A 25427-nucleotide genomic window follows, 5' to 3' on the forward strand; every position below is an offset into this window, starting at 1 on the left:
ACACCGACAGCCACGGCCGCTGAGACCGGGCAGTCGACAAGTAGTAAGGGATTGAATGCATGCGCGCCTTAGCTGAGTTCATCATGCGCGGTCGTGTGCAGGCCACTCTGGTAGTGGCTGGATGTGCGGCATTGCCGTTGCTTTATTGGTTGGGTGCTGCCGCAGGTTGCCTTGTGCTGCTGCGGCGCGGTTTGAAGGACGCCCTTGGCGTTCTTGCCCTGGGATTGTTGCCGGCCTTGATCTGGTGGCTGCAATTGGGTGATCCGCGGGTACTTCTGGTACTGCTGGGGTCATCGAGCCTTGCGTTGGTTTTACGCGCAAGTGAGTCCTGGGTCCGCACGCTGCTGGTCAGCGTGGCATTGGGGTTGGTGTACTCAGTGATGCTTGGCGCGGCTTTCCGCCCGCAAATCGAGGCGCTGGCGCAAGAGATCGTCAAGATCCTGCCGCTGGCTCTCGGGGATCTCTACCAGCAGTTGACGGTAGATGAGCGAGCGCGGTTTGCGTCACTGATTGCCCCGGTCCTGACCGGCCTGATTGCGGCATTGTTGCAGGTCGTCAGCGTGCTGAGCCTGATTCTTGGGCGTTATTGGCAGGCGTTGTTGTACAACCCGGGTGGTTTTGGTCGCGAGTTTCGCAGTATCAGAATCCCCGCGGGGCCGGCGATGTTGCTGCTGGCGTGCATGGTTGTCGGGCCGAACTTTGGCCCTCAGATGGCCTTGCTGGCGCCGATTTGCAGCGTACCGCTGGTGTTTGCCGGGTTGGCCCTGATTCATGGGCTCGTTGCGCGAAAGCGCCTGGCCAAGTTTTGGCTGGTGGGGTTGTACGTCACGCTGTTGCTGTTCATGCAGCTGATCTATCCGTTACTCGTGGTTCTGGCCATTGTCGACGGCCTGATTGATTTTCGCGGTCGTCTGGCGTCGAAAGACGCCGATAACGCGAACGGTGAAGGTTAAAAGTTAGAGGATTTTCACATGCAACTGATCCTTCTGGAAAAAGTCGCCAACCTGGGCAACCTGGGCGACAAAGTGAACGTTAAGGCCGGTTACGGTCGTAACTACCTGCTGCCATACGGCAAAGCCACCGCTGCAACCGCTGCCAACCTGGCTGCGTTTGAAGAGCGTCGTGCTGAGCTGGAAAAAGCAGCAGCAGACAAAAAAGCTTCGGCCGAAACTCGCGCTGCCCAACTGGCTGAGCTGGAAGTGACTATCACTGCCACCGCCGGTGACGAAGGCAAGCTGTTCGGTTCGATCGGCACCCACGACATCGCTGATGCACTGACCGCCTCCGGCGTTGAAGTGCAGAAGAGCGAAGTTCGTCTGCCGAACGGCACCATCCGCAACGTAGGCGAATTCGACGTAGCCGTGCACCTGCACGCCGAAGTTGAAGCCACCGTACGCGTTGTCGTGGTAGCAGCTTAAGCAACACCTAACTGACTGGCACCTCGCGTGCCAGGCGGTTAACATCGGGCACGATCCTGTTTACAGGTCGTGCCTTTTGTTTTTCTACAAACCCCTAATTCCAAGTGGCCATGAACGATATTTCAGCTCCTGAGCAATACGATCTGCAAACCGCTGCCCTAAAGGTGCCGCCGCATTCCATCGAGGCCGAACAGGCCGTGCTCGGTGGCCTGATGCTGGACAACAACGCCTGGGAACGCGTGCTGGATCAAGTCTCGGACGGTGATTTCTATCGCCATGACCACCGCCTGATCTTCCGCGCCATTGCCAAGCTGGCCGACCAGAACTCACCGATCGACGTGGTGACCCTGGCCGAGCAGCTCGATAAGGAAGGCCAGACCTCTCAAGTCGGCGGCCTGGGTTACCTGGGCGAGCTGGCAAAAAACACGCCTTCCGTGGCCAACATCAAGGCGTATGCTCAGATCGTCCGCGAGCGGGCCACCCTGCGCCAATTGATCGGCATCAGCACCGAAATCGCCGACAGCGCCTTCAACCCCGAAGGTCGCACCGCTGCCGAGATCCTTGACGAAGCCGAACGCCAGATCTTCCAGATCGCCGAGGCCCGTCCGAAAACCGGCGGCCCGGTGGGCGTCAACGAGTTGTTGACCAAGGCTATCGACCGTATCGACACCCTGTTCAACACCGACAACGCCATCACCGGTATTTCCACCGGCTACACCGACCTCGACGAGAAGACCAGTGGCCTGCAGCCGGCTGACCTGATCATCGTCGCCGGCCGTCCATCCATGGGTAAGACCACCTTTGCGATGAACCTAGTGGAAAACGCTGTGCTGCGCAGCGACAAGACCGTTCTGGTGTACTCCCTGGAGATGCCAGGTGAATCGCTGATCATGCGGATGCTCTCGTCCCTGGGGCGTATCGACCAGACCAAGGTGCGGGCCGGTCGCCTGGAAGATGACGATTGGCCGCGCCTGACCTCGGCGGTCAACCTGCTCAACGACCGCAAGTTGTTCATCGATGACACGGCGGGCATCAGCCCGTCGGAGATGCGCGCACGTACTCGGCGTTTGGTACGTGAGCACGGCGATATCGCCCTGATCATGATCGACTACCTGCAGTTGATGCAGATCCCGGGATCCAGCGGTGATAACCGCACCAACGAAATTTCCGAGATTTCCCGGTCCCTAAAGGCCCTGGCCAAGGAATTCAACTGCCCGGTGGTGGCGCTGTCCCAGCTCAACCGTTCCCTGGAACAACGTCCCAACAAGCGCCCGGTGAACTCCGACTTGCGGGAATCGGGTGCGATCGAGCAGGACGCCGACGTCATCATGTTCGTGTACCGCGACGAGGTGTACCACCCCGAGACCGAGCACAAAGGCATTGCCGAGATCATCATCGGCAAGCAGCGAAACGGGCCGATCGGCTTTATCCGCCTAGCGTTTATCGGTAAGTACACCCGTTTCGAAAACCTCGCGCCGGGCAGCTACAACTTCGACGACGACGAATAAGTTGTTTTAACGAGGCTCTGCAAACAACCCTTCAATCATTGCTTCGTCGTAGCCGTAATTCCAGCGCAGTTCGGTGCCGGGCTCCAGGTCTTCTCCCGCAAAAAGCGCAACGAGCTGCAGCCGCTCCATGGGCAGATCTTTGACCTGGGTGTCCACAAGAAACGCCGCATCCACGACGTTGTATCCGGTTTTAGCCTGTTTGACCGGCTTGCCGCTCTCGTACTCGAACAGGGTGTTGATTCTTGAGAGCAGGTTATCCCCCGAAAGTGCCAGGGCGGGATTTATGGGGCTGGATGTCGTAGTGCCGGGGCGTATGTCCACGTAAACGTCGAGCAAGTACGGGTCGCGGCGGTTCGCCGCGATGTACTCGGGTAGCAACTCCCCGCCATACACCCCAAGAGGTTCATCCTTGCGGATTGCTCGAGTCGTGATCACGGTAGATTGGCCGATCAGGCTCACTTCTTCTGGAAACCGCTGATGGGCTGCTGTGAAGGACACGACTTTAAGCTTGTCATCATAAAGCGCCGCGACTTTTTCAAACCCCTCCCACTGAATGAACGGCATAATTTGCGCCTTGGAAAATTCCTGTCCGGTTTTGCGTGAGCGGCCGTTTATCTCGATTTTTTTGATGCGCATCGGCTCCCCTTTCTCGTTGCGCAAGGGGTATCTGCCGTTGTTGGCTCGATCGTAGATGCCCAGATAGTTCTGGCTGAACTGGTAGCTTCTTATCGCACGCATAGACTGCATCTCCTGACGCATGTAGACCGTGGCGCCTTCTTCTGCCGATAGGTATTCACTGTCCGATTCCGCTGACTCGAATTCCTCTCTGGCGCTAGTGCCTTGGGCGTTCCAGGGCTCTGGGGCGAGCGTTCCGACATTGCTCTGGTCCAGTTCCCACCCCCCTACCTGGCGCTTACGAATAAAGGGTTGGTACGCCCGGAACGGGCTGCGGTTATCCATCAGTTGCCAGCCGTTGTCGTTGAAGCGCACCTGGAAATACTTTGCGTTGTGCAAAATGTAAAAGCGCGAGCTACCACCGGGAAGCGCCGGGGCTTCATAGACGCCGTCGGAGCCTGGGTTCAAGCTGTCCGGTGGCGTTGGGTCGGCGAACAAGGGGTCAAGCTGCCGGATCGATGGAAAGGAAGCCCGCCTGGGTATGTTCGCCCGTATGGCCGGTGACCCTCTGCTCATGATGCGCAGGTTGGTATTGTGCAGAGCCTGTTTCAGCGTGCGGGTGTTGGATTGGGTCAACACGGCTTTCAGTTGGCTGTCAGTCAGGCCGTGAGTGATCGCGTCGAGCAAGTTCGTTGACGCCTGATAGGAGAGGCCTTGTCGGCCCTGGAGTTGATAGTGCTCGCCGCTGCGGGTTATTACACAGTGTGAGGCCGCCTCTTCGGCACCGCTGCAGAACAGCAAACGGCCTGTGGCGTCTTTCTCACGTATTTCAATTCGAAGTGCAGTCGGCCAGCCGGGGACCTGTTCCAGGGTGGACAGCATGATTGCTGGTGTTTCAGTCGTGTCGGCCGAGTCCATGTGAAGACTCGCCCTCGCTCGACTGGCACGCATCTGCTGCCGGTATTGGTCGGCCTCCCAGTGCTGCTCGGCGGTCAGGCTTTTTTCCTGCAGCAGCCTTCGCTGTTGTGCGGGGGAGAGCACGGCGGCCAGTTCTTCAACGTGGCTTGTTGATAATTCGGGAACCAGTTCGCCGATTTGTTGCGCGCTTGCGGAGGTGGCTTTGCCCAGGGTTTGGTTCAGCCAACTGAACAGTCTCGATGGGTGTTGGTGTGCTTGCTCGGTTAGGCGCAGGGCCAGGTTTTCAACGTTGCTCAAGCCTTCCAGGCGGGAGGCGGGCAGCAGTTCGTTGAATTGGCTGGTGGGCAACTGGTCAGCCAGGCAGTGCAGCAGATCGCCTTTGCGAAACCGTGCCTCCGGCACTCTGATCTCTATGCCTGATGTGCCGTGGGTGAGCAAGGTGGCACCGTGTTCATCGACAACCTTCAACAGATACGCTTTGGGCCACTCTGCCAGTGAGCAAACAGAATGAAACTGAATGAAGGGCGTGTAGGGTGTCACTTGTGAGCCTTCTGCCCGGTAGGTGTCGAACGCTTGGATTTCCTCATCAAGATTGAAGCGTTTTAACGTGTCGCGTAGCAGGGGCGGCGGACGCAGCATTTGCTGGTGCGTTTCGCGCAACGTGGCGTTGTCCAAGCCACCCAGCAAGAGGAGCGGCTCTACCTGTGCCTGGGTGATGTTTGACGCGTCCGGTCCCAGGCGCTTGATCAACTTGAGGCTGTCCCAGTCCTGGGGCGTTTCTTGCGCCATGCGCCAACCGCCCACGCCATTGCTGAGCAGCGTCGGGGTGTAGGCGTCGGGGTTTTTGGGGTGTTGCAGTTGCCACGCTTGGCTTTGCGGGTCGCGCTTGACGCTGTGCAGGTGGTCATCAAGCTTTATGTACTGTTGCTGTTCGTGGGTGTAGAGGCCTTGCGCGTTGGCCGGCAGCCCGTCGGGCAAGGTCTTATCGAGATGACGGTAGGGGGCCGGGTCAGGGTTCCAAAGGCGCTCGCCACCCTGTCGCAGCTTCACCTTGACCAGGCCGACGGTGTACCCGGCCGTCTTGACGGCTCCTGCAGTCACCGCAGCCAGCGCAACGCTGTCGACTACGTCCAGCAAGTCGTTGAGCGCTTCGTCACTGTCGCCACGGCTCCAGGCGGCAAAGCCATGGTAAATGGAGTGCACGAGCTGGGCTGCGCTGACCACCAGAAGCACCTCGCCCACGATTGGCACGAAAGACGCCGCGAAAAACAGCAGTGACTGACCAAGGTCCAGAAAACATTGCAGGCGTTTTTGCCTGGCGGCTGCATCGGCGTCCGCTGTGGGTACGGCGAGGGTGCGGGCATCACGTTTGATCTGGTCGATTCGTTGATGGGTGATGGCCAGGAACAGATCGCCTGCAATGGTCGTGCGGCTGACGAGGGCTTCCAGGCTGATGGGCATCGGTTTACCGGTGGCACCTACAGAGGTCCAGTCAGTCCAGGCGGGTTTTATATTCAGTAGTGTTTCCCGGTGTTGTAATGGCACAAGGCGTTTGAAAAACTTCCGGTAGTCAAGGCTCTGGTCGAGGCGTGCGGCCAGTTCGCTTTCCAGATCCGACATGTGGAGGTGCGGGCGAAAGGGGGTCACTGGATCTTCGGGAATGTAGAGCAGATGTTTGCTACCGGTCTGGATGACAAGAACATTGGGTAGCACGACGCTATCGAGGGTCAGATGTGAGCAGGACAGATCCGGGTGACTCCCTTGTTTTTGCAAGGCGAGCAACTGTTCATAAAGAGGCTTGGCGAGGCCGCCTTTCAAGTAAGTCACGTGTAATGCGACCTCGAAGGTCGTGCGCTCCTGATCATTGAAGCGCTTTTCTGCCGAGGATATTCGGCGGGCGTGCTTTCTGGGGCCCAGCACTTGATCCAGGTGGTACTGGTAGTACCGTCCAATATCCAGAGTGCGGCAAAAGCTGGCGAACTGTGCCGGCGAAATCGGATTTCGAATGCCGCTGTTCGAATAGACGCCGGATCCCGCTTCCATTCCACCTTCTTGCGCCTCATCTGCATCAAAATTCTGCAGGGCGGCCTCTAGCAACGTTTGCTCGGTCGTGCGGGCGTGGGTTTTGATCAATCCGAACAGGTGGTGGTTTTTCCATTCCCGGCGCAGAAGGCTCTTTTCGTCGTTCAGCAGCCCGTAGAATTTACGCCTCAACGCGTTTCTCAGCAGCGGGCGGGCAAAGGCCTCGGGGCTTTGCAGCCGATGCAGGAGCGCCTGGAGATCGTGCCTGGATTGGTTGCTCCTGATCAGGCTGTCACGCAAAGCCTTGCGCATGGCTTCGGGGGCACGAGCCAGCCAGGTGGGCAGTTGAGACTGGATGAAGCCTGCGTGGACGGAAAGAGCAGGCGGATGGTGACCGTTCATCGATGTATCCATGGGAAGAGTGGTTCAGTACCAGACTACCCATGGAATCTCTGACAAACGGCTAGCCTGCTGACACCCCGCGCCCCATGAAATCGGGTAATGGGCACTGCTGTGAACAACCTCGATCAAAGCCGACCATTACCGTCGGAATTGGTCAAAATTTGTGCTATATTCCGCGCCCGCGATTTTTCATCTCAACACCGGTCACCGTCATGCAAACAGCCAAGCCGTTATTTGACTATCCCAAGTACTGGGCCGAATGTTTCGGTCCAGCGCCATTCCTGCCCATGAGCAGGGAGGAGATGGATCAGCTTGGCTGGGATTCCTGCGACATCATCATCGTTACCGGTGATGCCTACGTTGACCATCCGTCGTTCGGCATGGCAATTATCGGCCGGCTGCTGGAGTCCCAGGGCTTTCGCGTCGGGATCATTGCCCAGCCGAACTGGCAGTCCAAAGACGACTTCATGAAGCTCGGCGAGCCGAACCTGTTCTTCGGCGTCGCGGCCGGCAACATGGACTCGATGATCAACCGCTACACCGCCGACAAAAAGATTCGCTCCGACGACGCCTATACCCCCGGCGGCATGGCCGGCAAACGCCCGGACCGCGCCAGCCTGGTGTACAGCCAGCGTTGCAAGGAAGCCTACAAGCACGTGCCGATCGTACTCGGCGGCATCGAAGCCTCCCTGCGCCGAATCGCCCACTACGACTACTGGCAGGACCGCGTGCGCAACTCGATCCTGATCGACGCCAGCGCCGATATCCTGCTGTACGGCAACGCCGAGCGGGCCATCGTCGAGGTTGCCCAACGCCTGTCGTGGGGCCACAAGATCGAAGACATTACCGATGTACGTGGCACCGCGTTCATTCGCCGTGACACGCCGGCGGGCTGGTACGAAGTGGACTCCACGCGTATCGACCGCCCGGGCAAGATCGACAAGATCATCAACCCGTACGTCAACACCCAGGACACCCAGGCCTGCGCCATCGAGCAAGAGAAAGGCCCGGTGGATGACCCTGAAGAAGCCAAGGTCGTACAGATCCTGGCCAGCCCGAAGATGACCCGCGACAAGACCGTGATCCGCCTGCCGTCAGTGGAAAAAGTCCGTGGTGACGCGGTGCTCTACGCCCACGCCAACCGCGTGCTGCACCTGGAGACCAACCCAGGCAACGCCCGCGCCCTGGTGCAGAAGCACGGTGAAGTGGACGTGTGGTTCAACCCGCCGCCCATCCCGATGACTACCGAAGAAATGGACTACGTGTTTGGCATGCCTTACGCACGTATCCCGCACCCGGCGTACGGCAAGGAAAAGATCCCGGCCTACGACATGATCCGTTTCTCGGTGAACATCATGCGTGGCTGCTTTGGCGGCTGCACCTTCTGCTCCATCACCGAGCACGAAGGCCGCATCATCCAGAACCGTTCCGAAGAGTCGATCATTCGCGAAATCGAAGAGATTCGCGACAAAGTGCCAGGCTTTACCGGCGTGATCTCCGACCTCGGCGGCCCGACCGCGAACATGTACCGTATCGCCTGCAAGAGCCCGGAAATCGAATCCGCGTGCCGCAAGCCATCGTGCGTATTCCCGGGCATCTGCCCGAACCTGAACACCGACCACTCCTCGTTGATCCAGCTGTACCGCAGCGCGCGTGCATTGCCGGGGGTGAAGAAGATTCTGATCGCGTCCGGTCTGCGCTATGACCTTGCGGTCGAGTCGCCGGAATACGTCAAGGAACTGGTCACCCACCACGTCGGTGGTTACCTCAAGATCGCCCCGGAACACACCGAGGAAGGTCCGCTCAACCAGATGATGAAGCCTGGCATTGGCAGCTATGACAAGTTCAAGCGCATGTTCGAGAAGTACACCAAGGAAGCGGGCAAGGAGCAGTACCTGATCCCGTACTTTATCGCCGCCCACCCAGGCACCACCGATGAAGACATGATGAACCTGGCCCTGTGGCTCAAGGGCAACGGCTTCCGCGCCGACCAAGTGCAGGCGTTCTACCCGTCGCCGATGGCCACTGCCACCGCGATGTACCACTCGGGCAAGAACCCGCTGCGCAAGGTCACCTACAAGAGCGACGCGGTGACCATCGTCAAGAGCGAAGAGCAGCGCCGTTTGCACAAGGCGTTCCTGCGCTACCACGACCCGAAAGGCTGGCCGATGCTGCGTGAAGCGTTGACCCGCATGGGGCGCGGTGACCTGATCGGCCCGGGCAAGGACCAGTTGATCCCGCTGCACCAGCCGTCCACCGACAGCTACCAGAGCGCCCGTCGCAAGAACTCGACGCCGGCTGGCAGCCACAAGGTCGCCAAGGAAACCACCACCAAGATCCTCACCCAGCACACCGGTTTGCCTCCGCGCGGTAGCGATGGCAGCAACCCATGGGACAAGCGTGAGCAAGCCAAGGCTGCGGCCCAGGCACGTAACAAACAGGCCGCCAAGGAACGCAGCGATGCCGCCAAGGGCAAGGGCGGCAAGCCTGCGCGCAAGCCGGTGGTGCCGCGTTGATCGCAACCTGAACAAAAAAACGCCAGCCTGATGCTGGCGTTTTTTTTGGCGTGCTTTCCAGTGACAGTGCGTCGCTTGCGCCAGGCTACCCACGTGTGTGGTTGGGTAGATTCACCACCCGCCGTCACACGGACGGTACAAATAGGTGCGACGCTTGCACCATGGCGCCACCGTTCGCGCCGTTTTGGTGCTGTACTGCACCGGGTCTTACGATAAAGCGCAATGACTGCCGCTCTGGCATAAGTCTTGCGCGCGTCAAGCCCATGCCCTGGCTCGCAGGAGGCCGCCGTGTCGATTCATGTCGCGTTGCACCACGTTACGCATTACCGCTACGACCGCGCCGTTGAACTCGGCCCACAGATCGTGCGTTTGCGCCCGGCGGCTCATAGCCGCACGCGGATTCTGTCCTACGCGTTGAAAGTGCTGCCCGAGCAGCATTTCATCAACTGGCAGCAGGACCCTCAGGGCAATTATCTGGCGCGGCTAGTATTCCCGGAAAAGACGGACGAGCTGCGTATCGAAGTCGACCTGGTCGCCGAGATGGCGGTGTTCAACCCGTTCGATTTTTTCCTGGAACCGTACGCTGAAAAAATCCCCTTCAGCTACGCCGCCGATGAACAGCGTGAGCTGGCGCCCTACCTGGAAACCTTGCCGCTCACGCCCAAGTTTGCCGCCTACCTGGCGGGTATCGACCGCACGCCACTGCCGGCGGTGGATTTCCTGGTGGGTCTCAACCAGCGCCTGGCCGCCGATATCGGTTACCTGATCCGCATGGAGCCGGGCGTGCAGACCCCGGAATTCACCCTGGAAAACGCTTCCGGTTCGTGCCGCGACTCGGCCTGGCTGTTGGTGCAGATTCTGCGCAATCTGGGGTTGGCCGCACGGTTTGTGTCGGGCTACCTGATCCAGCTCACCGCTGACGTAAAAGCCCTCGACGGCCCGTCCGGCACCGAGGTGGACTTCACCGACCTGCACGCCTGGTGTGAGGTGTATCTACCCGGTGCCGGCTGGATCGGCCTGGACGCCACGTCCGGTCTGTTTGCCGGTGAAGGCCACATCCCATTGGCCTGTAGTCCCGATCCATCGTCTGCTGCGCCCATCAGTGGGTTGGTGGAGCCTTGCGAGTGCGAATTCACCCACGAAATGTCGGTAGAGCGGATTTGGGAAGCGCCGCGCGTCACCAAGCCCTACACCGAAGAACAATGGCTGGCGATCCAGGCCCTGGGCCGGCAGATCGATGGCGACCTGCTCAAGGATGACGTGCGCCTGACCATGGGCGGCGAGCCCACCTTCGTGTCCATCGACGACCCTGACGGCGCCGAATGGAACACCGCGGCGCTTGGGCCGGATAAACGTCGCCTGTCCGCCGAACTGTTCCAGCGTATGCGCAAGCACTACGCGCCAAAAGGCTTGGTGCACTTCGGCCAGGGCAAGTGGTACCCCGGCGAGCAATTGCCGCGATGGTCGCTCAATTGCTACTGGCGCCGCGACGGTGTGCCGATCTGGCACAACAGCGCGCTGATCGCCGACGAGCAAGAAGACTATGGCGCGGACGGCACGATGGCCGGGCGTTTCCTGGCGAGCGTTGCTGAACGCTTGAAGCTACCGGCACGCTTTGTGTTCCCGGCCTTCGAAGATAATTTTTACTACCTGTGGCGTGAGGGCGCGCTGCCGCAAAACGTCACCGCCCAGGACCCGCGCCTGAGCGATGAGCTGGAGCGCGAGCGCCTGCGCAAAGTGTTCAGCCAGGGTTTGGATAAAATCATCGGTCAGGTGCTGCCGCTGGCGCGTACTGCCGCCAATGACCGCTGGCAGAGCGGGCGCTGGTACCTGCGCGACAATCACTGCCGCTTGGTGCCAGGCGATTCGCCGCTAGGCTATCGCTTGCCATTGGCGTCGCAACCCTGGGTGACGGCGGCGGAATATCCGTTTGTGCACCCCACCGATCCGAACCAGGATCAGCCGGAACTGCCGACCACCGCACAACTGCAGCGCCATGATGAAGCCGCGCCCGTCGATGAGCGTGTGCCGAAGGTGGACCAGTCCGCCGATTGGCTCACCCGCACCGCCCTGTGTGCCGAAGCGCGCGAAGGTAGGCTGTACCTGTTCATGCCGCCGTTGGAGCGGGTCGAGGATTATCTTGAGCTGGTCGCTGCTATCGAAGCCACCGCCGAAGAGCTGCACTGCCCGGTGTTGCTGGAAGGCTACGAGCCACCGGCCGATACGCGGTTGAGCAACTTCCGTGTCACGCCGGACCCCGGTGTGATCGAGGTGAATGTGCAGCCGTCCGCCACCTGGGATGAGTTGGTCGAACGCACCGAGTTTCTTTACGAGGAAGCGCGGCAAACCCGCCTCACCACCGAAAAATTCATGATCGACGGGCGCCATACGGGCACCGGCGGTGGTAACCACTTTGTGCTCGGGGGGGCGACACCCAAGGATTCACCGTTTCTACGTCGCCCGGATTTGCTGCGCAGTCTGATCAGCTACTGGCACAACCATCCCTCGCTGTCGTACCTGTTTTCCGGCCTGTTTATCGGCCCGACCTCCCAGGCACCGAGAGTGGACGAAGCCCGCAACGACGCGTTGTACGAGCTGGAAATCGCCTTCGCACAAATGCCCGAGCCGGAGGAGGAATGCCCGCCGTGGTTGGTGGACCGTTTGCTGCGCAACCTGCTGATCGACGTGACGGGCAATACCCACCGCGCCGAGTTCTGCATCGACAAGCTCTACTCGCCGGACGGCGCCACTGGCCGCCTGGGCCTGCTGGAACTGCGCGCGTTTGAAATGCCGCCGCACGCGCGCATGAGCCTGACCCAACAATTGCTGTTGCGTGCCCTGGTCGCGCGGTTCTGGCGCGAACCCTATGCGCCGCCGAAACTGGCGCGTTGGGGCACCGAGTTGCATGACCGTTTCCTGCTGCCGCACTTTATCGAGCAGGACTTTGCCGACGTGATCGTCGAGCTCAACGCCGCCGGCTACCCATTGCGCGCCGAATGGTTTGCTGCGCACTTGGAGTTTCGTTTCCCCAAGGTGGGCGACTACGCTGTCAGCGGCATCGAGCTGGAACTGCGCCAGGCCTTGGAGCCCTGGCACGTGTTGGGCGAAGAAGGCGCAGTGGGCGGCACGGTGCGCTACGTGGACTCGTCCCTGGAGCGCCTGCAAGTGAAGTTGACCGGGTTGGCACCGCAACGCTATCTGCTGACGTGCAATGGCGTCCCTGTGCCGCTGCAAGCCACTGGCCGCGTGGGCGAGTTTGTCGCTGGTGTGCGCTACCGCGCCTGGCAACCGGCCAACTGCCTGCAACCGACCATCCCGGTGCATGCGCCGTTGGTGTTTGATCTGTTGGACACCTGGATGCAGCGCTCTTTGGGTGGTTGCCAGTACCATGTTGCCCATCCGGGTGGGCGTAATTACGACAGCTTGCCGGTGAATGCCAATGAAGCGGAGAGCCGGCGGATGGCGCGGTTTTTCCGATTGGGGCATACGCCAGGAAAGCAGCCGGTGCCACAGGTTGTCATCAACGATGAGTTGCCGATGACATTGGACTTGCGGCGTTTCCCCCATAAAAAAGATTGAACACGATCCAAAATGTGGGAGCTGGCAAGCCGGCTCCCACATTAGACTGTGCTGACCTTGACCTTCTTTGCCTCTGCCGAGCGTTCCATGTCCGACTTGCTCGACCGTTACCCGCTGACCGCGGGCACTTATCACGAACTGCTCGATGACAGCGGTGCGGTGCGTGCCCATTGGCAGCGCCTGCTTGACCACCTGCAACGCAGCACTCCCGCGCAACTGGCCCAGCGCCAAGCGTTGCTGACCCGGCAGATCCAGGAAAACGGCGTGACCTACAACGTCTACGCCGACCCAAAAGGCGCCGACCGCCCGTGGGAGCTGGATTTACTGCCCCACGTGCTGGCGGCCGAAGAATGGCAGCAGCTGTCGGCGGGGATCGCTCAGCGCGCGCGCTTGCTCAATGCCGTGTTGGCCGATCTGTATGGTCCGCAACGCTTGATCAAGGAAGGCCTGTTGCCGGCTGAGCTGGTGTTCGGTCACAACAATTTCCTGTGGCCATGCCAAGGCATCCAGCCGCCGGATGGTGCGTTTTTGCACCTCTACGCCGTGGACCTCGCGCGCACGCCGGATGGTCGCTGGTGGGTTACCGCCGACCGTACCCAGGCGCCCTCTGGCGCCGGTTACGCGTTGGAAAACCGTACCATCGTGTCCCGCGCGTTCCCGGACCTGTACCGTGATTTGCAGGTGCAGCACCTCACTGGTTTCTTCCGTACCTTGCAGGAAACCCTGGCCCGTCAGGCGCCCGCCGATGACCAGCCGCCGTTGATCGTGTTACTGACGCCGGGGCGTTTCAACGAAAGCTATTTCGAACACCTCTACCTCGCCCGCCAACTCGGCTACCCGCTGGTAGAAGGGGGCGACCTCACGGTGCGCGACAGCTGTGTGTTCCTGAAGACCCTCAGCGGGCTGCGCCGGGTGCACGCGATCATGCGCCGCCTCGACGACGACTTTTGCGACCCGCTTGAGCTGCGCACCGACTCGGCTCTTGGCGTGCCGGGCCTGCTCGATGCCGTGCGCCAGGGCAACGTGCTGGTGGCCAATGCTTTGGGCAGCGGCGTGCTGGAGTCCCCCGGTTTGCTTGGTTTCCTTCCCAAGATCAACGAGTTTTTGTTCGGCGAGGAACTGATCCTGCCATCCATCGCCACCTGGTGGTGTGGTGAAGCGCCGGTGCTTGCCGAAGCCTTGGAAAAACTGCCCGAACTGCTGATCAAACCAGCGTTTCCGTCGCAAAGCTTTAGCCCGGTGTTCGGTCGCGACCTGGACGAAAAACAACGTGAGGCCCTGGCTGAACGCATGCGCGCACGGCCTTACGCTTATGTTGCCCAGGAGCTGGCGCAGTTGTCCCAGGCGCCGGTGTGGCACACCGTGGAAGACCATCTGCAACACCGCGCCATTGGCATGCGCGTGTACGCCGTGGCCAGCGATCAAGGGTATCGCGTGCTGCCCGGCGGCCTCACCCGCGTAGCCGCCGAAGCCGATGCCGAAGTGGTGTCGATGCAGCGCGGCGGGGCCAGCAAAGACACCTGGGTGCTCGGCGAACGCGCCGCCGGTGGCGAGCATTGGCGTGCTCAGCGCGCGATTGGCGCCCATGACCTGGTGCGTCGCGACCCGTACTTGCCGTCCCGCGTGGTGGAGAACCTGTTCTGGTTTGGTCGTTATTGCGAGCGCTGCGATGACAGCGCGCGCTGGCTGCGTATCGTGCTGGCGCGCTATGTCGATGGCGATGACCCATTGGCGTTGCAGGCCGCTGTCGAACTGGGCGAAACCTTGCGCTTGCTGCCGGAGGAGGGCGAGTTGCCCGAGCGCCTGTTGGCAGCGCTGCTGGGCGATGATTGGCCGTCGAGCCTGCGCGCCAACCTGCAGCGCTTGCAGTGGGCAGCGTCCCAAGTGCGCGGCAAGTTGTCCCGCGAGAATTGGCAGGCCCTGGTGGAGTTGCAGCGCGAAGCCATGGAGCTGGAAAGCGAAACCCCGGATTTTGGCGAGCTGCTGGACTTCCTCAACCGCCTGGTGATGTCGCTGGCAGCGTTGTCCGGGTTTGCCCTGGACGACATGACCCGCGATGAAGGCTGGCGCTTTTTGATGATGGGGCGGCGCATCGAGCGCCTGCAATTTCTCAGCAGCAGCCTCGCGGCGTTCCTGCGTGGCGTGGCGGTGTTCGATCAGGCGGGCCTGGAGTGGTTGCTGGAACTGGGCAACAGCAGCATCACCTATCGCTCTCGCTACTTGGCGGTGCCGCAGTTGATCCCGGTGCTCGACCTGTTGCTGTTGGACGAGCAGAACCCCCATGCGGTGTTGTTCCAGTTGAAACTGGTGAGCCGTACGTTGCGCCGTCTCAACGATGATTTTGGCGTGCCCCGTGAAACCGGTCTTGGGCCGTTGGTGGAGCGCTTGGCGCGGTTCGATCTCGGTTGCCTGGAGAACCCGCTGTTTGGCGAGTCCAGCGTGCGTGCCGCGTTGGACGGCCTGGCCGACCTGCTGCAAGCGGTGGCCGATGAGAGTGGGCAAGTGTCGGATCGCCTGGCGTTGCGCCATTTTGCCCATGTGGATGATGTCAGCCAGCAAACGGTGTCGGTGTGATGAGTGCGCGCTACCAGATTTTCCACGATACCCATTATCACTACGACAGCCCGGTGTCCCTGGCGCAGCAGTTGGCGCACCTGTGGCCACGGCCGTGTGCCTGGCAGCGCTGCAGCGCGCAGCAACTGGACATCAGCCCGCAGCCGTCCTCGCGGCGGGATGAGCTGGACGTGTTTGGCAACCCGATCACGCGGCTGGCGTTCGAGCGGCCCCACGATGAATTATTGGTGAATGCGGGGCTGACCGTTGAAGTGCTGGCGCGGCCTGCGCTGGACTTCCAACAGTCGCCAGCCTGGGACCAGACCCGTGACCGCCTGACCTACAGCAGCCAGCCGATGTCCGATGAGCTGATCGAAGCCTGCCGCTACCGCTTCGAATCGCCCTATGTACACCTGAAAAAAACCTTCGTCGAATTCTCCGAAAACTGCTTCCCGCCGGGATGCCCGTTGTTGTTGGGTGTGCAGGCATTGATGGAGAAAATCTTTGACGAGTTCACCTTTGATGCCGAGGCCACCCAGGTCGCCACACCGTTGGTGGAAGTGCTGGAGCGCCGTCGTGGCGTGTGCCAGGACTTCGCTCACCTGATGCTCGCCTGCCTGCGCTCACGCGGGCTGGCGGCGCGTTACATCAGCGGCTACCTGCTTACCCAGCCTCCGCCCGGCCAGCCACGGCTGATCGGCGCCGATGCATCTCATGCGTGGGTCTCGGTGTATTGCCCGGTGTCGGGTTGGGTGGATTTTGATCCGACGAATAATGTGCAACCGGCACTGGAGCACATCACCTTGGCCTGGGGCCGGGATTTCTCTGATGTGTCGCCGTTGCGGGGGGTGATTCTGGGGGGAGGGAACCATGACCCGGAGGTTCGGGTGACGGTGATGCCGCTGCAATAACGGCAGATTGTGGCGAACCGGGCAAGCCGGTTCACCACAAAGGAAATTATTCAGCCGGATCTTTTGGTGTTTCGGTCTCGTCGCTCGTTTCTTCACCATCAACATCTGCGTTCAGCCCATTGGCCTCTTCTTCTGCAGCGGCTTTCTTGCGTTGCAGTTTTTCCTCTTTCTTCTGCTCCTTGGCCAAGTCTCTCTGACGTTTGGCGAAGGAGTAATTAGGTTTGGCCATGGGCGATCCTCTAGGGTCGAAGGTGAGGGTGGCGGCGCGCAGCTGCCTTGGGTCGCTATGGTAGCAGCTTAGCAGCGCGCTTGGCCTTCACTTACCGCAGGCGTACGCGGCCAGCAGGCCGTTGAACAGTTGGTCGAGGTGCATGGCTCGGACTCCAGTGGGGGATGGGCCGATCATAGGAAGGTCGTACTACTTTGGCTGTTAGATTGTGTTGATAAGTCTGATAGCCTAAAGTTGTATACAATCCGTTGACTCAGATCATAAGAATTCACGCCCGCATCGGGCACCCTTGTCGCAATACGCGTTTTCTAAACCCTGCCTTGGAGATTCACATGTTCGCCAAACTCGTTGCTGTTTCCCTGCTGACTCTGGCTAGCGGCCAGTTGCTTGCTGCAGAGTGCGCAGTCACCGTCGACTCCACCGACCAGATGTCCTTCAACACCAAGGAAATCACGATCGACAAGAGCTGCAAGACCTTCACCGTGAACCTGGAACACTCGGGCAGCTTGCCGAAAAACGTCATGGGCCATAACTGGGTGCTGACCACCAAAGCCGACATGGCTGGCGTTGCTACCGACGGCATGGCCGCTGGCATCGACAAGAACTACCTGAAGGAAGGCGACACCCGCGTGATCGCCCACACCAAGATCATTGGTGCTGGTGAGAAAGATTCGGTGACCTTCGATGTGTCCAAGCTGGCGGCGGGCACTGAATATGAGTTCTTCTGCTCGTTCCCAGGCCACAACTCGATGATGAAAGGCGCGGTGGTGCTTAAGTAAGACCGCGTTATCGTTCATCGCAGGCAAGCCAGCCCCCACATTTGATTTGTGAACACATTCAAATGTGGGGGCTGGCTTGCCTGCGATGGCGGTCTAGCTCACGGCGCGAACGGCATGACCCGCTTGTGCTCAGTCTTGCGATACGTCTCGCAAATAATCCGGAACGCCTCTTCGCGCACCGGCTCTCCGTGCAAAAACGCATCGATCTCTGCATAGGTCACGCCATGTGACGCTTCGTCCGGCTTGCCCGGCGACAGGTCTTCCAGATCCGCTGTCGGCACCTTCTCCACCAACGATTCCGGTGCACCAAAGTGCCGTGCAATCGAGCGCACCTGGTTCTTCACCAGCCCGCTCAACGGCGCCAGATCGCACGCGCCATCACCGAACTTGGTGAAAAAGCCCATCACCGCTTCCGCCGCATGGTCAGTACCAATCACCAGGCCGCTGGCCGCGCCCGCGATGGTGTACTGCGCCACCATGCGCATGCGTGCCTTGGTGTTGCCCAGCACGAAATCACGGGACACCGCCGCCTTGCCTTCAAACGCCGCCACTTCACTGGCCAGGGCTTTTACCGCCGGGCCGATATTCACGGTATGGCGCTCGTCCGGCTCGATAAAGTCCACCGAGGCCTGGGCATCTATCTCATCGAACTGAGTTTCATAAGGCAGGCGCACCGCGATAAAACGGTAGGCCTCGTCGCCGGTGCTGGCGCGCAGTTCCTGCATCGCGCGTTGGGCCAACAGGCCTGCGGTCAGGGAGTCGACACCGCCGCTGATGCCCAGCACCAAGGTCTTGAGCCCGGAATTGCGCAGGCAATCCTGGATAAAGGTGATGCGCCGGGCAACCTCGGCTTCGAGGGCGGCCTGGTCCTGGAACGGTGCTTGAACCTTGAGCTGCTGCGCAATTTCACGCTGTACGGCTTGCATGATTCACTCCTTGCTGGAAAGGGCAGGTACTTTGAAAACGTGCCGCAAATAGGCGACAAAATTCGGGTCGGTGCAATGGGTCTTGCCCGCTTCGTCGGAGATCTTGGCGACAGGCTGGCCATTGCAGGCAGTCATTTTAAGCACGATGCTCATGGGCTCCACACCTGGGATATCGCAGGTCAGGTTGGTGCCAATGCCGAAGCTCACATTGATGCGACCGCGCAGCGCCCGGAAGATCTCCAGGGCCTTGGGCAGCGACAGGCTGTCGGAGAACACCAACGTCTTGCTCATCGGCTCAATGCCGAGCTTATGGTAGTGGGCGATGGCTTTTTCTGCCCACTGCACCGGATCACCGGAGTCGTGGCGCAGGCCGTCGAACAGCTTGGCGAAGTACAGGTCGAAGTCGCCGAGGAACGCGTCGGTGGTGATGCAATCGGTCAGGGCGATGCCCAGCAGGCCACGGTATTCGCGGACCCAGCAGTCGAGGGCGGCGATCTGGCTGTCGATCAGGCGCGGGCCGAGTTGCTGGTGGGCCATGATCCACTCGTGGGCCATGGTGCCCAGGGGTTTCATGTCGAGTTCGCGGGCCAGGTGCACGTTGCTGGTGCCGACAAAACGCCCGGGGAAGTCGTGCTTGAGTACGCTGACCACTTCTTCCTGCACCCGGTACGAGAAGCGTCGGCGGGTGCCGAAGTCGGCTACTTGCAGCTCGGATAGTTCTTCGCTGCTGGCATTGGCCGTCAGCCAATCGAACTTGCGGTACAACTGCTCGCGGGCCTGTTCGAGGATCACGGTCTGGTAGCGGTAGCGGTTACGCACTTCGCTGACGATGGCCAGCATCGGCACTTCAAACAGGATCACATGCAGCCACGGCCCGCGCAGGCGGATAAATAATTCGCCGTTCTCGATGCCGGTCTGCACATAGCGCAGGTTGAAGCGGAACAACCCGAGGAAGCGCAGAAAGTCCGGCTTCATGAAGCTGATGCGCTCCAGGAAACCCAGTTGATCGGGGCTCAGGCTCAACTCGGCAAGGCGCTCGATCTGGTAGCGGATTTCCGCCAGGTACGGGCGCAGGTCCTCACTGTTGCGGCAACGAAACTCCCATTCAACTTCCACGTTCGGGTAGTTGTGCAGCACCGCCTGCATCATGGTCAGCTTGTAGAAGTCGGTGTCGAGCAGGTTCTGCACGATGCGATCGGCAAACACACTCTCGCTCATAACGGGAATCTCCAGACGAGTCGGCGATGGGCGCCGACCTTTACGCACAATTAAGGAAGGGGGCTAGTGGCGCATAGACCTGTGGGGTTTTGCCAGTGATTTTTTTGGAATGGCCACTTGTCCCATCGCAGGCAAGCCAGCTCCCACACTTGGAATGCATTTCAAATGTGGGAGCTGGCTTGCCTGCGATGGCGGTGGTGCGGCCGAATAAATCTAGACCTGCTCCATCATCCACTTCACAAATTCGCGCACCTTGGGCACCTCCGCCGAATGCTCAGGATAAGCCAGGTAATACGCATCCTGGCTCGGCATCGCATGTTGCCACGGGATCACCAGCTTGCCGTCCGCCAATTCCTCTTCCACCAGGAAGCGCGGCAGCAGCGCCACGCCACAGCCCACTTGCGCCGCACGAATGCACATATAGAACGTATCGAAACGCGGCCCGTGGTAACTGTGCTCGGTCTGGAAGCCCTGGCTGGCAAACCAGTCATGCCAGCCCTGAGGCCGCGAGGCATTTTGCAGCAGCACCAGGTCGCTCAGTTGCGTTGGGTCCGTAAACGGCCGCGCAGGCAGGCTCTCCGGCGCACACACCGGCACCAGCTCTTCGCTGAACAGCTTGAGGGTCTCGGTACCGGGGCGTGAGCCCTGGCCAAAGTAGAACGCCATGTCGGCCTTGCCTTGCAGCAGTTCGTCCGGCTCCTGTTCGTTGCACAGGTCCAGGTGGATTTGCGGGTGGCGCAGCCGCCATCCCTTAAGGCGCGGCACCAGCCAACGTGCGCCGAAGGTGTAGGGCGTGGAGACCCGCAGCACTTCGGTCTCGCCACCGTAGGAGCGCAGGTAGTGGGTGGACATCTCCACTTGCGTGAGGATTTTTCTCACTTCCACCAAGTACAAATCGCCCGCTGGGGTCATCTGCAAGCGGCGACGCACGCGGCGAAACAGCAGGTGCTGGAGTAATTCTTCCAACTGCGCCACCTGCTTGCTCACCGCGCTCTGCGTGAGGTTCAGCTCCTCGGCTGCGCGGGTGAAGCTCAGGTGGCGGGTGGCGGCTTCGAAGCACTGCAGGGCGGTGATCGAGGGCAAATGTCTTTTGTTCAGCACGGCGTGCCTCTTTTTATGCTTTGCATGAATAAACGGAATGATATCTCGCCTAATCGTCGTTTGTTGGCAAGTCTTGGGCCAGCTACAAATAAGGTCTGGATCGCCGTGCGGGCCGCGGCGCGAATTTTCTGTTTGCAGATTGAAGGAGTGACCCATGGTTGCCGCATTGCTTGATCGTCTCGGGGTAGACCCAGCGTTGTACCAGTCGGGCAAACACCCCGTGCATTCGCCGATTGACGGCAGCCGTATCGGCAGTGTGCAGTGGGAAGGTGCCGCCGAAGTGGAGCAACAGGTCAGTCGCGCCGAGCATGCATTCGACGCCTGGCGAAAAGTGCCGGCCCCGCGTCGCGGTGAACTGGTGCGCCAGTTCGGCGACGTGCTGCGCGAATACAAGGCTGATCTCGGCGAACTGGTGTCGTGGGAAGCCGGCAAGATTACCCAGGAAGGCCTGGGCGAAGTGCAGGAAATGATCGACATCTGCGACTTCGCCGTCGGCCTGTCCCGCCAGCTCTACGGCTTGACCATCGCCTCTGAGCGCCCAGGCCACCACATGCGTGAAACCTGGCACCCGCTGGGCGTGGTCGGCGTGATCAGCGCCTTCAACTTCCCGGTGGCCGTGTGGGCGTGGAACACCACCCTGGCGCTGGTGTGCGGCAACGCGGTGATCTGGAAACCGTCGGAAAAGACCCCGCTCACCGCCCTGGCTTGTCAGGCGCTGTTCGAGCGTGTGCTGAAGAATTTCAACGACGCCCCGCAATACCTCAGCCAAGTGATCATCGGCGGTCGCGATGCCGGCGCCGCGTTGGTCGATGACCCGCGTGTGGCCCTGATCAGCGCCACCGGCAGTACCCGCATGGGCCGCGAAGTCGCGCCCAAAGTCGCCGCGCGTTTTGCTCGCAGCATCCTCGAACTGGGCGGCAACAACGCGATGATCCTCGGCCCAAGCGCCGACCTGGACATGGCCGTGCGTGCCATCCTGTTCAGTGCGGTCGGCACCGCCGGCCAGCGTTGCACAACCCTGCGTCGCCTGATCGCCCATGAGTCGGTGAAAGAAGAGATCGTCACCCGCCTCAAGGCCGCCTATTCCAAGGTGCGCATTGGCCACCCGCTGGAAGGCAACCTGATCGGCCCGCTGATCGACAAGCATGGTTTCGAAAACATGCAGGATGCCCTGGAGCAAGCCTTGAGCGAAGGCGGCAAGGTGTTCGGCGGCAAGCGCCAGCTGGAAGACAAGTTCCCGAATGCCTACTACGTGTCGCCGGCCATCGTGGAGATGCCCGAGCAAAGCGACGTGGTTTGTACCGAAACCTTCGCGCCGATCCTTTACGTGGTCGGCTACACCGACTTCGCTGAGGCCCTGCGCCTGAACAACGCAGTGCCTCAAGGTTTGTCGTCGTGCATCTTCACCACCGATGTGCGCGAAGCCGAGCAGTTCATGTCGGCGGTGGGCAGTGATTGTGGCATCGCCAACGTCAACATCGGCCCGAGTGGCGCGGAAATCGGCGGTGCGTTTGGTGGCGAGAAAGAAACCGGTGGCGGGCGTGAATCGGGGTCGGATGCGTGGCGCGGGTATATGCGTCGCCAGACCAATACCGTGAACTATTCGCTGGAGTTGCCGCTGGCACAGGGCATCACCTTCGACTAACGCGGTTAAAAATGTGGGAGCGGGCTTGCTCGCGAATGCGGTAGATCAGTTGTACATCTGTTGACTGACACACCCCATTCGCGAGCAAGCCCGCTCCCACATTTGATTGCATTTACAGTTCGGAATAGATGTTTGTTAGGTCTCACCGGAGTCTGGCAATGGCATTACGCGAAACATGTTTATGGGAGCACCTCACCCCAAGCCGCCCCGATCGCGCCGCACTCAAAGGCGAACTCAAGGTGGATGTGTGCGTGATCGGCGCCGGCATCACCGGCTTGTCGGCGGCCATTCATCTGCTGGAGCAGGGCAAAAGCGTCGCCGTGCTGGAAGCCCATCGCACCGGCCACGGTGGTTCGGGGCGCAATGTCGGCTTGGTGAACGCCGGCCTGTGGATCCCGCCGGACGACATCGAAGCCGGTTTCGGCACAGAGGTGGGCAGCCAGCTCAACCGGATGCTGGGCGCGGCACCCTCGTTGGTGTTCAGCCTGATCGACAAATACAACATCGATTGCCAATTGCGCCGCGAGGGCACCTTGCACATGGCGCACAACGCGCGTGGCGAGGCGGATTTACGCAGCCGTGAAGAACAATGGCAGCGCCGTGGCGCGCCGGTTGAATTGCTCACCGGCCAGGCATGCGAGCACGCCACGGGCACAAAAAAAATTGCAGCGGCCTTGCTGGATCGGCGTGCTGGCACCCTGAACCCGATGGCCTATACCAGTGGCTTGGCCAACGCTGCCGCAGGCCTTGGCGGGCAGTTGTTTGACCATTCACCGGTGACTCAGCTGGAGCGCCAAGGCGCGCAGTGGTCGGTGCAAACCGCTCAGGGTTCGGTGCAGGCTGCACAAGTGGTGATCGCCTCCAACGCCTACACCGAAGGCGAGTGGACCGAGCTTCGGCGCAATTTCTTCCCCGGTTACTACTACCAAGTCGCGTCAGCCCCGCTGACAGATGACGCCGCCCAGCAGATCCTGCCTGGCGGTCAAGGCTCTTGGGATACACGCCAAGTGTTGAGCAGTATTCGCCGCGACGCCGATGGACGCCTGTTGCTCGGCAGCCTGGGCAATGGCAACCAGAAACCGGCGTGGTTCCTCAAGGCGTGGGCCGATCGGGTGCAGCAGCATTACTTCCCGTACCTCAAATCGGTGCAGTGGGAATACACCTGGACTGGCTGCATTGCCTTTACCCCCGATCACCTGATGCGTCTGTTCGAACCGGCGCCGGGCCTCGTGGCCGTTACGGGCTATAACGGACGTGGCGTCACCACCGGAAGCGTGGTCGGCAAGGCGTTTGCCGACTACTTGTGTCACCAGAATCCCCAGGCCTTGCCGATTCCCTTCGCGCCGATGCAGCCGTTGGCCGGCGTTGGCCTGCGCAGCTGTCTTTATGAGGCTGGATTCTCGCTCTATCACGCCGGGCAATGCCTGAGGATCGTGATCTGATCAGCGAAATACCCTTCAAAAGCCTGCATTTTCTTAGCAGGCTACTAATCTGTATTGGTGCAAGTCGTAGCAATCACGCACTGTAAATGTGCAGTTCCGTTACGCAGTCTGTTACAGCTGTAGGAACTGTCGTTTCTCCGTCTGGTTGCAGGTGCGACCTGCCAGGGTTGTACTTTTTTTGCTTGTTGGTTGCACCTCCTGAGGCTAGAGGGTTGCACGTCCTGGCAAGCGGAGCCGAAACGCCCGTAATAACAATGACACCGTGTCTTTTTGAAGAATAAAAACGTAATGGCACGAGGCTTGCTCTGGGCTTTCAGTGGAAAGTTTGAACGCAAGTTGTAGTGCCTAAAATCAAAAATATCGGAGCACCACTCATGTCCCAGACGTTTTACAAGAAAGGTTTTCTGGCCCTCGCCGTTGCAGCGGCACTGGGTGTTTCTACGTTTGTTCAAGCTGATGTGAAGATTGGCGTCGCGGGGCCCATGACGGGTGCCAACGCCGCTTTCGGTGAGCAGTACATGAAGGGTGCCCAGGCGGCAGCCGATGTAATCAACAAGGCCGGTGGCGTCAACGGCGAGCAGATCAAGCTGGTTGCCGGTGACGATGCCTGCGAACCCAAGCAAGCGGTGGCCGTGGCCAACCGCCTGGCCGACCAGGACAAAGTGATCGGCGTAGTCGGGCACTTCTGCTCGTCGAACACCATCCCGGCTTCCGAGGTGTACGACGAAGCGGGCATCATCATGATCACCCCGGGCTCCACCAACCCACAGGTGACCGAGCGTGGCCTGGGCGCCGTGTTCCGTATGTGTGGGCGTGACGACCAGCAAGGCATCGTCGCCGGCGACTACATCGTCGACGTGCTCAAGGGCAAGAAAGTCGCGGTCATCAACGACAAGGACACCTACGGCAAAGGCCTGGCCGACGCCACCGCTGCCCAGTTGACCAAGCGCGGCGTGAAGCCGGTGCTGGAAGAAGGCTTGACCCGCGGCGAAAAAGACTTCAGCGCGCTGGTCACCAAGATCCGTTCCACCGGTGCTGACGTGGTGTACTTCGGCGGCCTGCACCCCGAAGCCGGTCCACTGGTTCGCCAGATCCGTGAAGCCGGTCTGAAAGACGTCAAGTTCATGTCCGATGACGGCGTCGTCACCGACGAACTGGTTGCCACCGCTGGCGGCGCGCAGTACGTCGACGGCGTCTACATGACCTTCGGCGCCGACCCGCGCCTGCTGCCAGACAGCAAGGCCGTCGTTGAGCAATTCCGCAAGGCGGGCGTCGAGCCGGAAGGCTACACCCTGTACGCCTACGCCTCGATCCAGGCCCTGGCCGCTGGCTTCAACGGTGCCAAGTCCAACAAGGGCGAAGACGCTGCCAAGTGGCTCAAGGCTCACCCGGTGAAAACCGTCATGGGTGAAAAAGCCTGGGACGGCAAGGGCGACCTGAAAGTCTCCGACTACGTGGTTTACCAGTGGGACAAAGACGGTAAATACCATCAGCTGGAAAAACAGAAGTAATTACAAGCACCACGGACCCAATGTGGGAGCGGGCTTGCTCGCGAAAGCGGAGTGTCAGTCTCTGAATGTGTTTCTGACACACCGCATTCGCGAGCAAGCCCGCTCCCACAGGGGGACTGTGCTGTGATCGAGAT

At 60.5% G+C, this 25427-nt stretch carries 16 protein-coding genes; 11 read left to right on the forward strand and 5 right to left on the reverse strand.

The window, feature by feature from the left end:
* The first annotated feature begins 59 nt into the window (after positions 1-59).
* The 3 genes from CFE47_RS17200 (at position 60) to dnaB (ending at position 2926) form a co-directional block, all read left to right on the forward strand.
* Positions 60-953: a YybS family protein gene (locus CFE47_RS17200; RefSeq protein ID WP_185705104.1), complete on the forward strand. Its 894-nt coding sequence runs from the start codon at positions 60-62 to the stop codon at positions 951-953.
* Between the two features lie 18 nt (positions 954-971).
* Positions 972-1418 (forward strand): 50S ribosomal protein L9, encoded by a 447-nt coding sequence (gene rplI / locus CFE47_RS17205; RefSeq protein ID WP_003171376.1) that lies wholly within the window; start codon positions 972-974, stop codon positions 1416-1418.
* A gap of 110 nt (positions 1419-1528) precedes the next feature.
* Positions 1529-2926 (forward strand): replicative DNA helicase, encoded by a 1398-nt coding sequence (gene dnaB / locus CFE47_RS17210; protein WP_192300266.1) that lies wholly within the window; start codon positions 1529-1531, stop codon positions 2924-2926.
* A gap of 6 nt (positions 2927-2932) precedes the next feature.
* On the opposite strand, the gene CFE47_RS17215 is transcribed toward dnaB, so the two are convergent.
* The gene (locus CFE47_RS17215) at positions 2933-6883 is read right to left on the reverse strand and encodes a dermonecrotic toxin domain-containing protein (protein WP_286838792.1); all 3951 of its coding nucleotides are present in this window, start codon (positions 6881-6883) and stop codon (positions 2933-2935) included.
* A 212-nt stretch (positions 6884-7095) separates the two neighbouring features.
* Here CFE47_RS17215 and CFE47_RS17220 point away from each other — a divergent pair, with 212 nt between their 5' ends.
* The 4 genes from CFE47_RS17220 to CFE47_RS17235 all read left to right on the forward strand — a co-directional run bounded on the left by CFE47_RS17220 (position 7096) and on the right by CFE47_RS17235 (position 16442).
* Complete coding sequence (locus CFE47_RS17220; protein WP_185705106.1) at positions 7096-9399, forward strand: YgiQ family radical SAM protein; 2304 nt, start codon at positions 7096-7098, stop codon at positions 9397-9399.
* 288 nt (positions 9400-9687) lie between these two features.
* The gene (locus CFE47_RS17225; RefSeq protein WP_286838795.1) at positions 9688-12978 is read left to right on the forward strand and encodes a transglutaminase family protein; all 3291 of its coding nucleotides are present in this window, start codon (positions 9688-9690) and stop codon (positions 12976-12978) included.
* Between the two features lie 87 nt (positions 12979-13065).
* Positions 13066-15552, forward strand: coding sequence for a circularly permuted type 2 ATP-grasp protein (locus CFE47_RS17230; protein WP_286838797.1), 2487 nt, complete (start codon positions 13066-13068; stop codon positions 15550-15552).
* Positions 15552-16442: a transglutaminase family protein gene (locus CFE47_RS17235; protein WP_286838800.1), complete on the forward strand. Its 891-nt coding sequence runs from the start codon at positions 15552-15554 to the stop codon at positions 16440-16442. The genes CFE47_RS17230 and CFE47_RS17235 overlap by 1 nt, the downstream gene beginning before the upstream one ends.
* Positions 16443-16488: 46 nt before the next feature.
* On the opposite strand, the gene CFE47_RS17240 is transcribed toward CFE47_RS17235, so the two are convergent.
* Complete coding sequence (locus CFE47_RS17240) at positions 16489-16671, reverse strand: hypothetical protein (protein ID WP_016976924.1); 183 nt, start codon at positions 16669-16671, stop codon at positions 16489-16491.
* Between the two features lie 332 nt (positions 16672-17003).
* Here CFE47_RS17240 and azu point away from each other — a divergent pair, with 332 nt between their 5' ends.
* Entirely contained in the window at positions 17004-17450 is a 447-nt protein-coding gene (azu, locus tag CFE47_RS17245) for an azurin (protein WP_185705114.1), read from the forward strand.
* A gap of 98 nt (positions 17451-17548) precedes the next feature.
* On the opposite strand, the gene nadE is transcribed toward azu, so the two are convergent.
* From nadE to CFE47_RS17260, 3 genes are all read right to left on the reverse strand, one after another.
* Complete coding sequence (nadE, locus tag CFE47_RS17250; RefSeq protein WP_185705117.1) at positions 17549-18376, reverse strand: NAD(+) synthase; 828 nt, start codon at positions 18374-18376, stop codon at positions 17549-17551.
* 3 nt (positions 18377-18379) lie between these two features.
* Positions 18380-19594, reverse strand: coding sequence for a nicotinate phosphoribosyltransferase (gene pncB / locus CFE47_RS17255; RefSeq protein ID WP_185705119.1), 1215 nt, complete (start codon positions 19592-19594; stop codon positions 18380-18382).
* 213 nt (positions 19595-19807) lie between these two features.
* A complete protein-coding gene (locus CFE47_RS17260) occupies positions 19808-20695 on the reverse strand; it encodes a LysR family transcriptional regulator (protein WP_286838806.1) in 888 nt (295 codons plus the stop codon).
* 154 nt (positions 20696-20849) lie between these two features.
* Here CFE47_RS17260 and amaB point away from each other — a divergent pair, with 154 nt between their 5' ends.
* The 3 genes from amaB to CFE47_RS17275 all read left to right on the forward strand — a co-directional run bounded on the left by amaB (position 20850) and on the right by CFE47_RS17275 (position 25293).
* The gene (amaB, locus tag CFE47_RS17265) at positions 20850-22340 is read left to right on the forward strand and encodes an L-piperidine-6-carboxylate dehydrogenase (RefSeq protein WP_286838808.1); all 1491 of its coding nucleotides are present in this window, start codon (positions 20850-20852) and stop codon (positions 22338-22340) included.
* 158 nt (positions 22341-22498) lie between these two features.
* On the forward strand, positions 22499-23782 hold the full coding sequence (gene amaA, locus CFE47_RS17270; RefSeq protein WP_286838811.1) for an L-pipecolate oxidase: 1284 nt from the start codon (positions 22499-22501) through the stop codon (positions 23780-23782).
* Between the two features lie 374 nt (positions 23783-24156).
* Positions 24157-25293 carry a branched-chain amino acid ABC transporter substrate-binding protein gene (locus CFE47_RS17275; protein ID WP_185705127.1) on the forward strand — a complete coding sequence of 379 codons (1137 nt, stop codon included), beginning with the start codon at positions 24157-24159 and terminating at the stop codon, positions 25291-25293.
* The last annotated feature ends 134 nt before the right edge of the window (positions 25294-25427 follow it).

It is taken from the genome of Pseudomonas sp. PGPPP1 (assembly GCF_002255865.1).
Lineage (GTDB): Bacteria > Pseudomonadota > Gammaproteobacteria > Pseudomonadales > Pseudomonadaceae > Aquipseudomonas > Aquipseudomonas cremoris.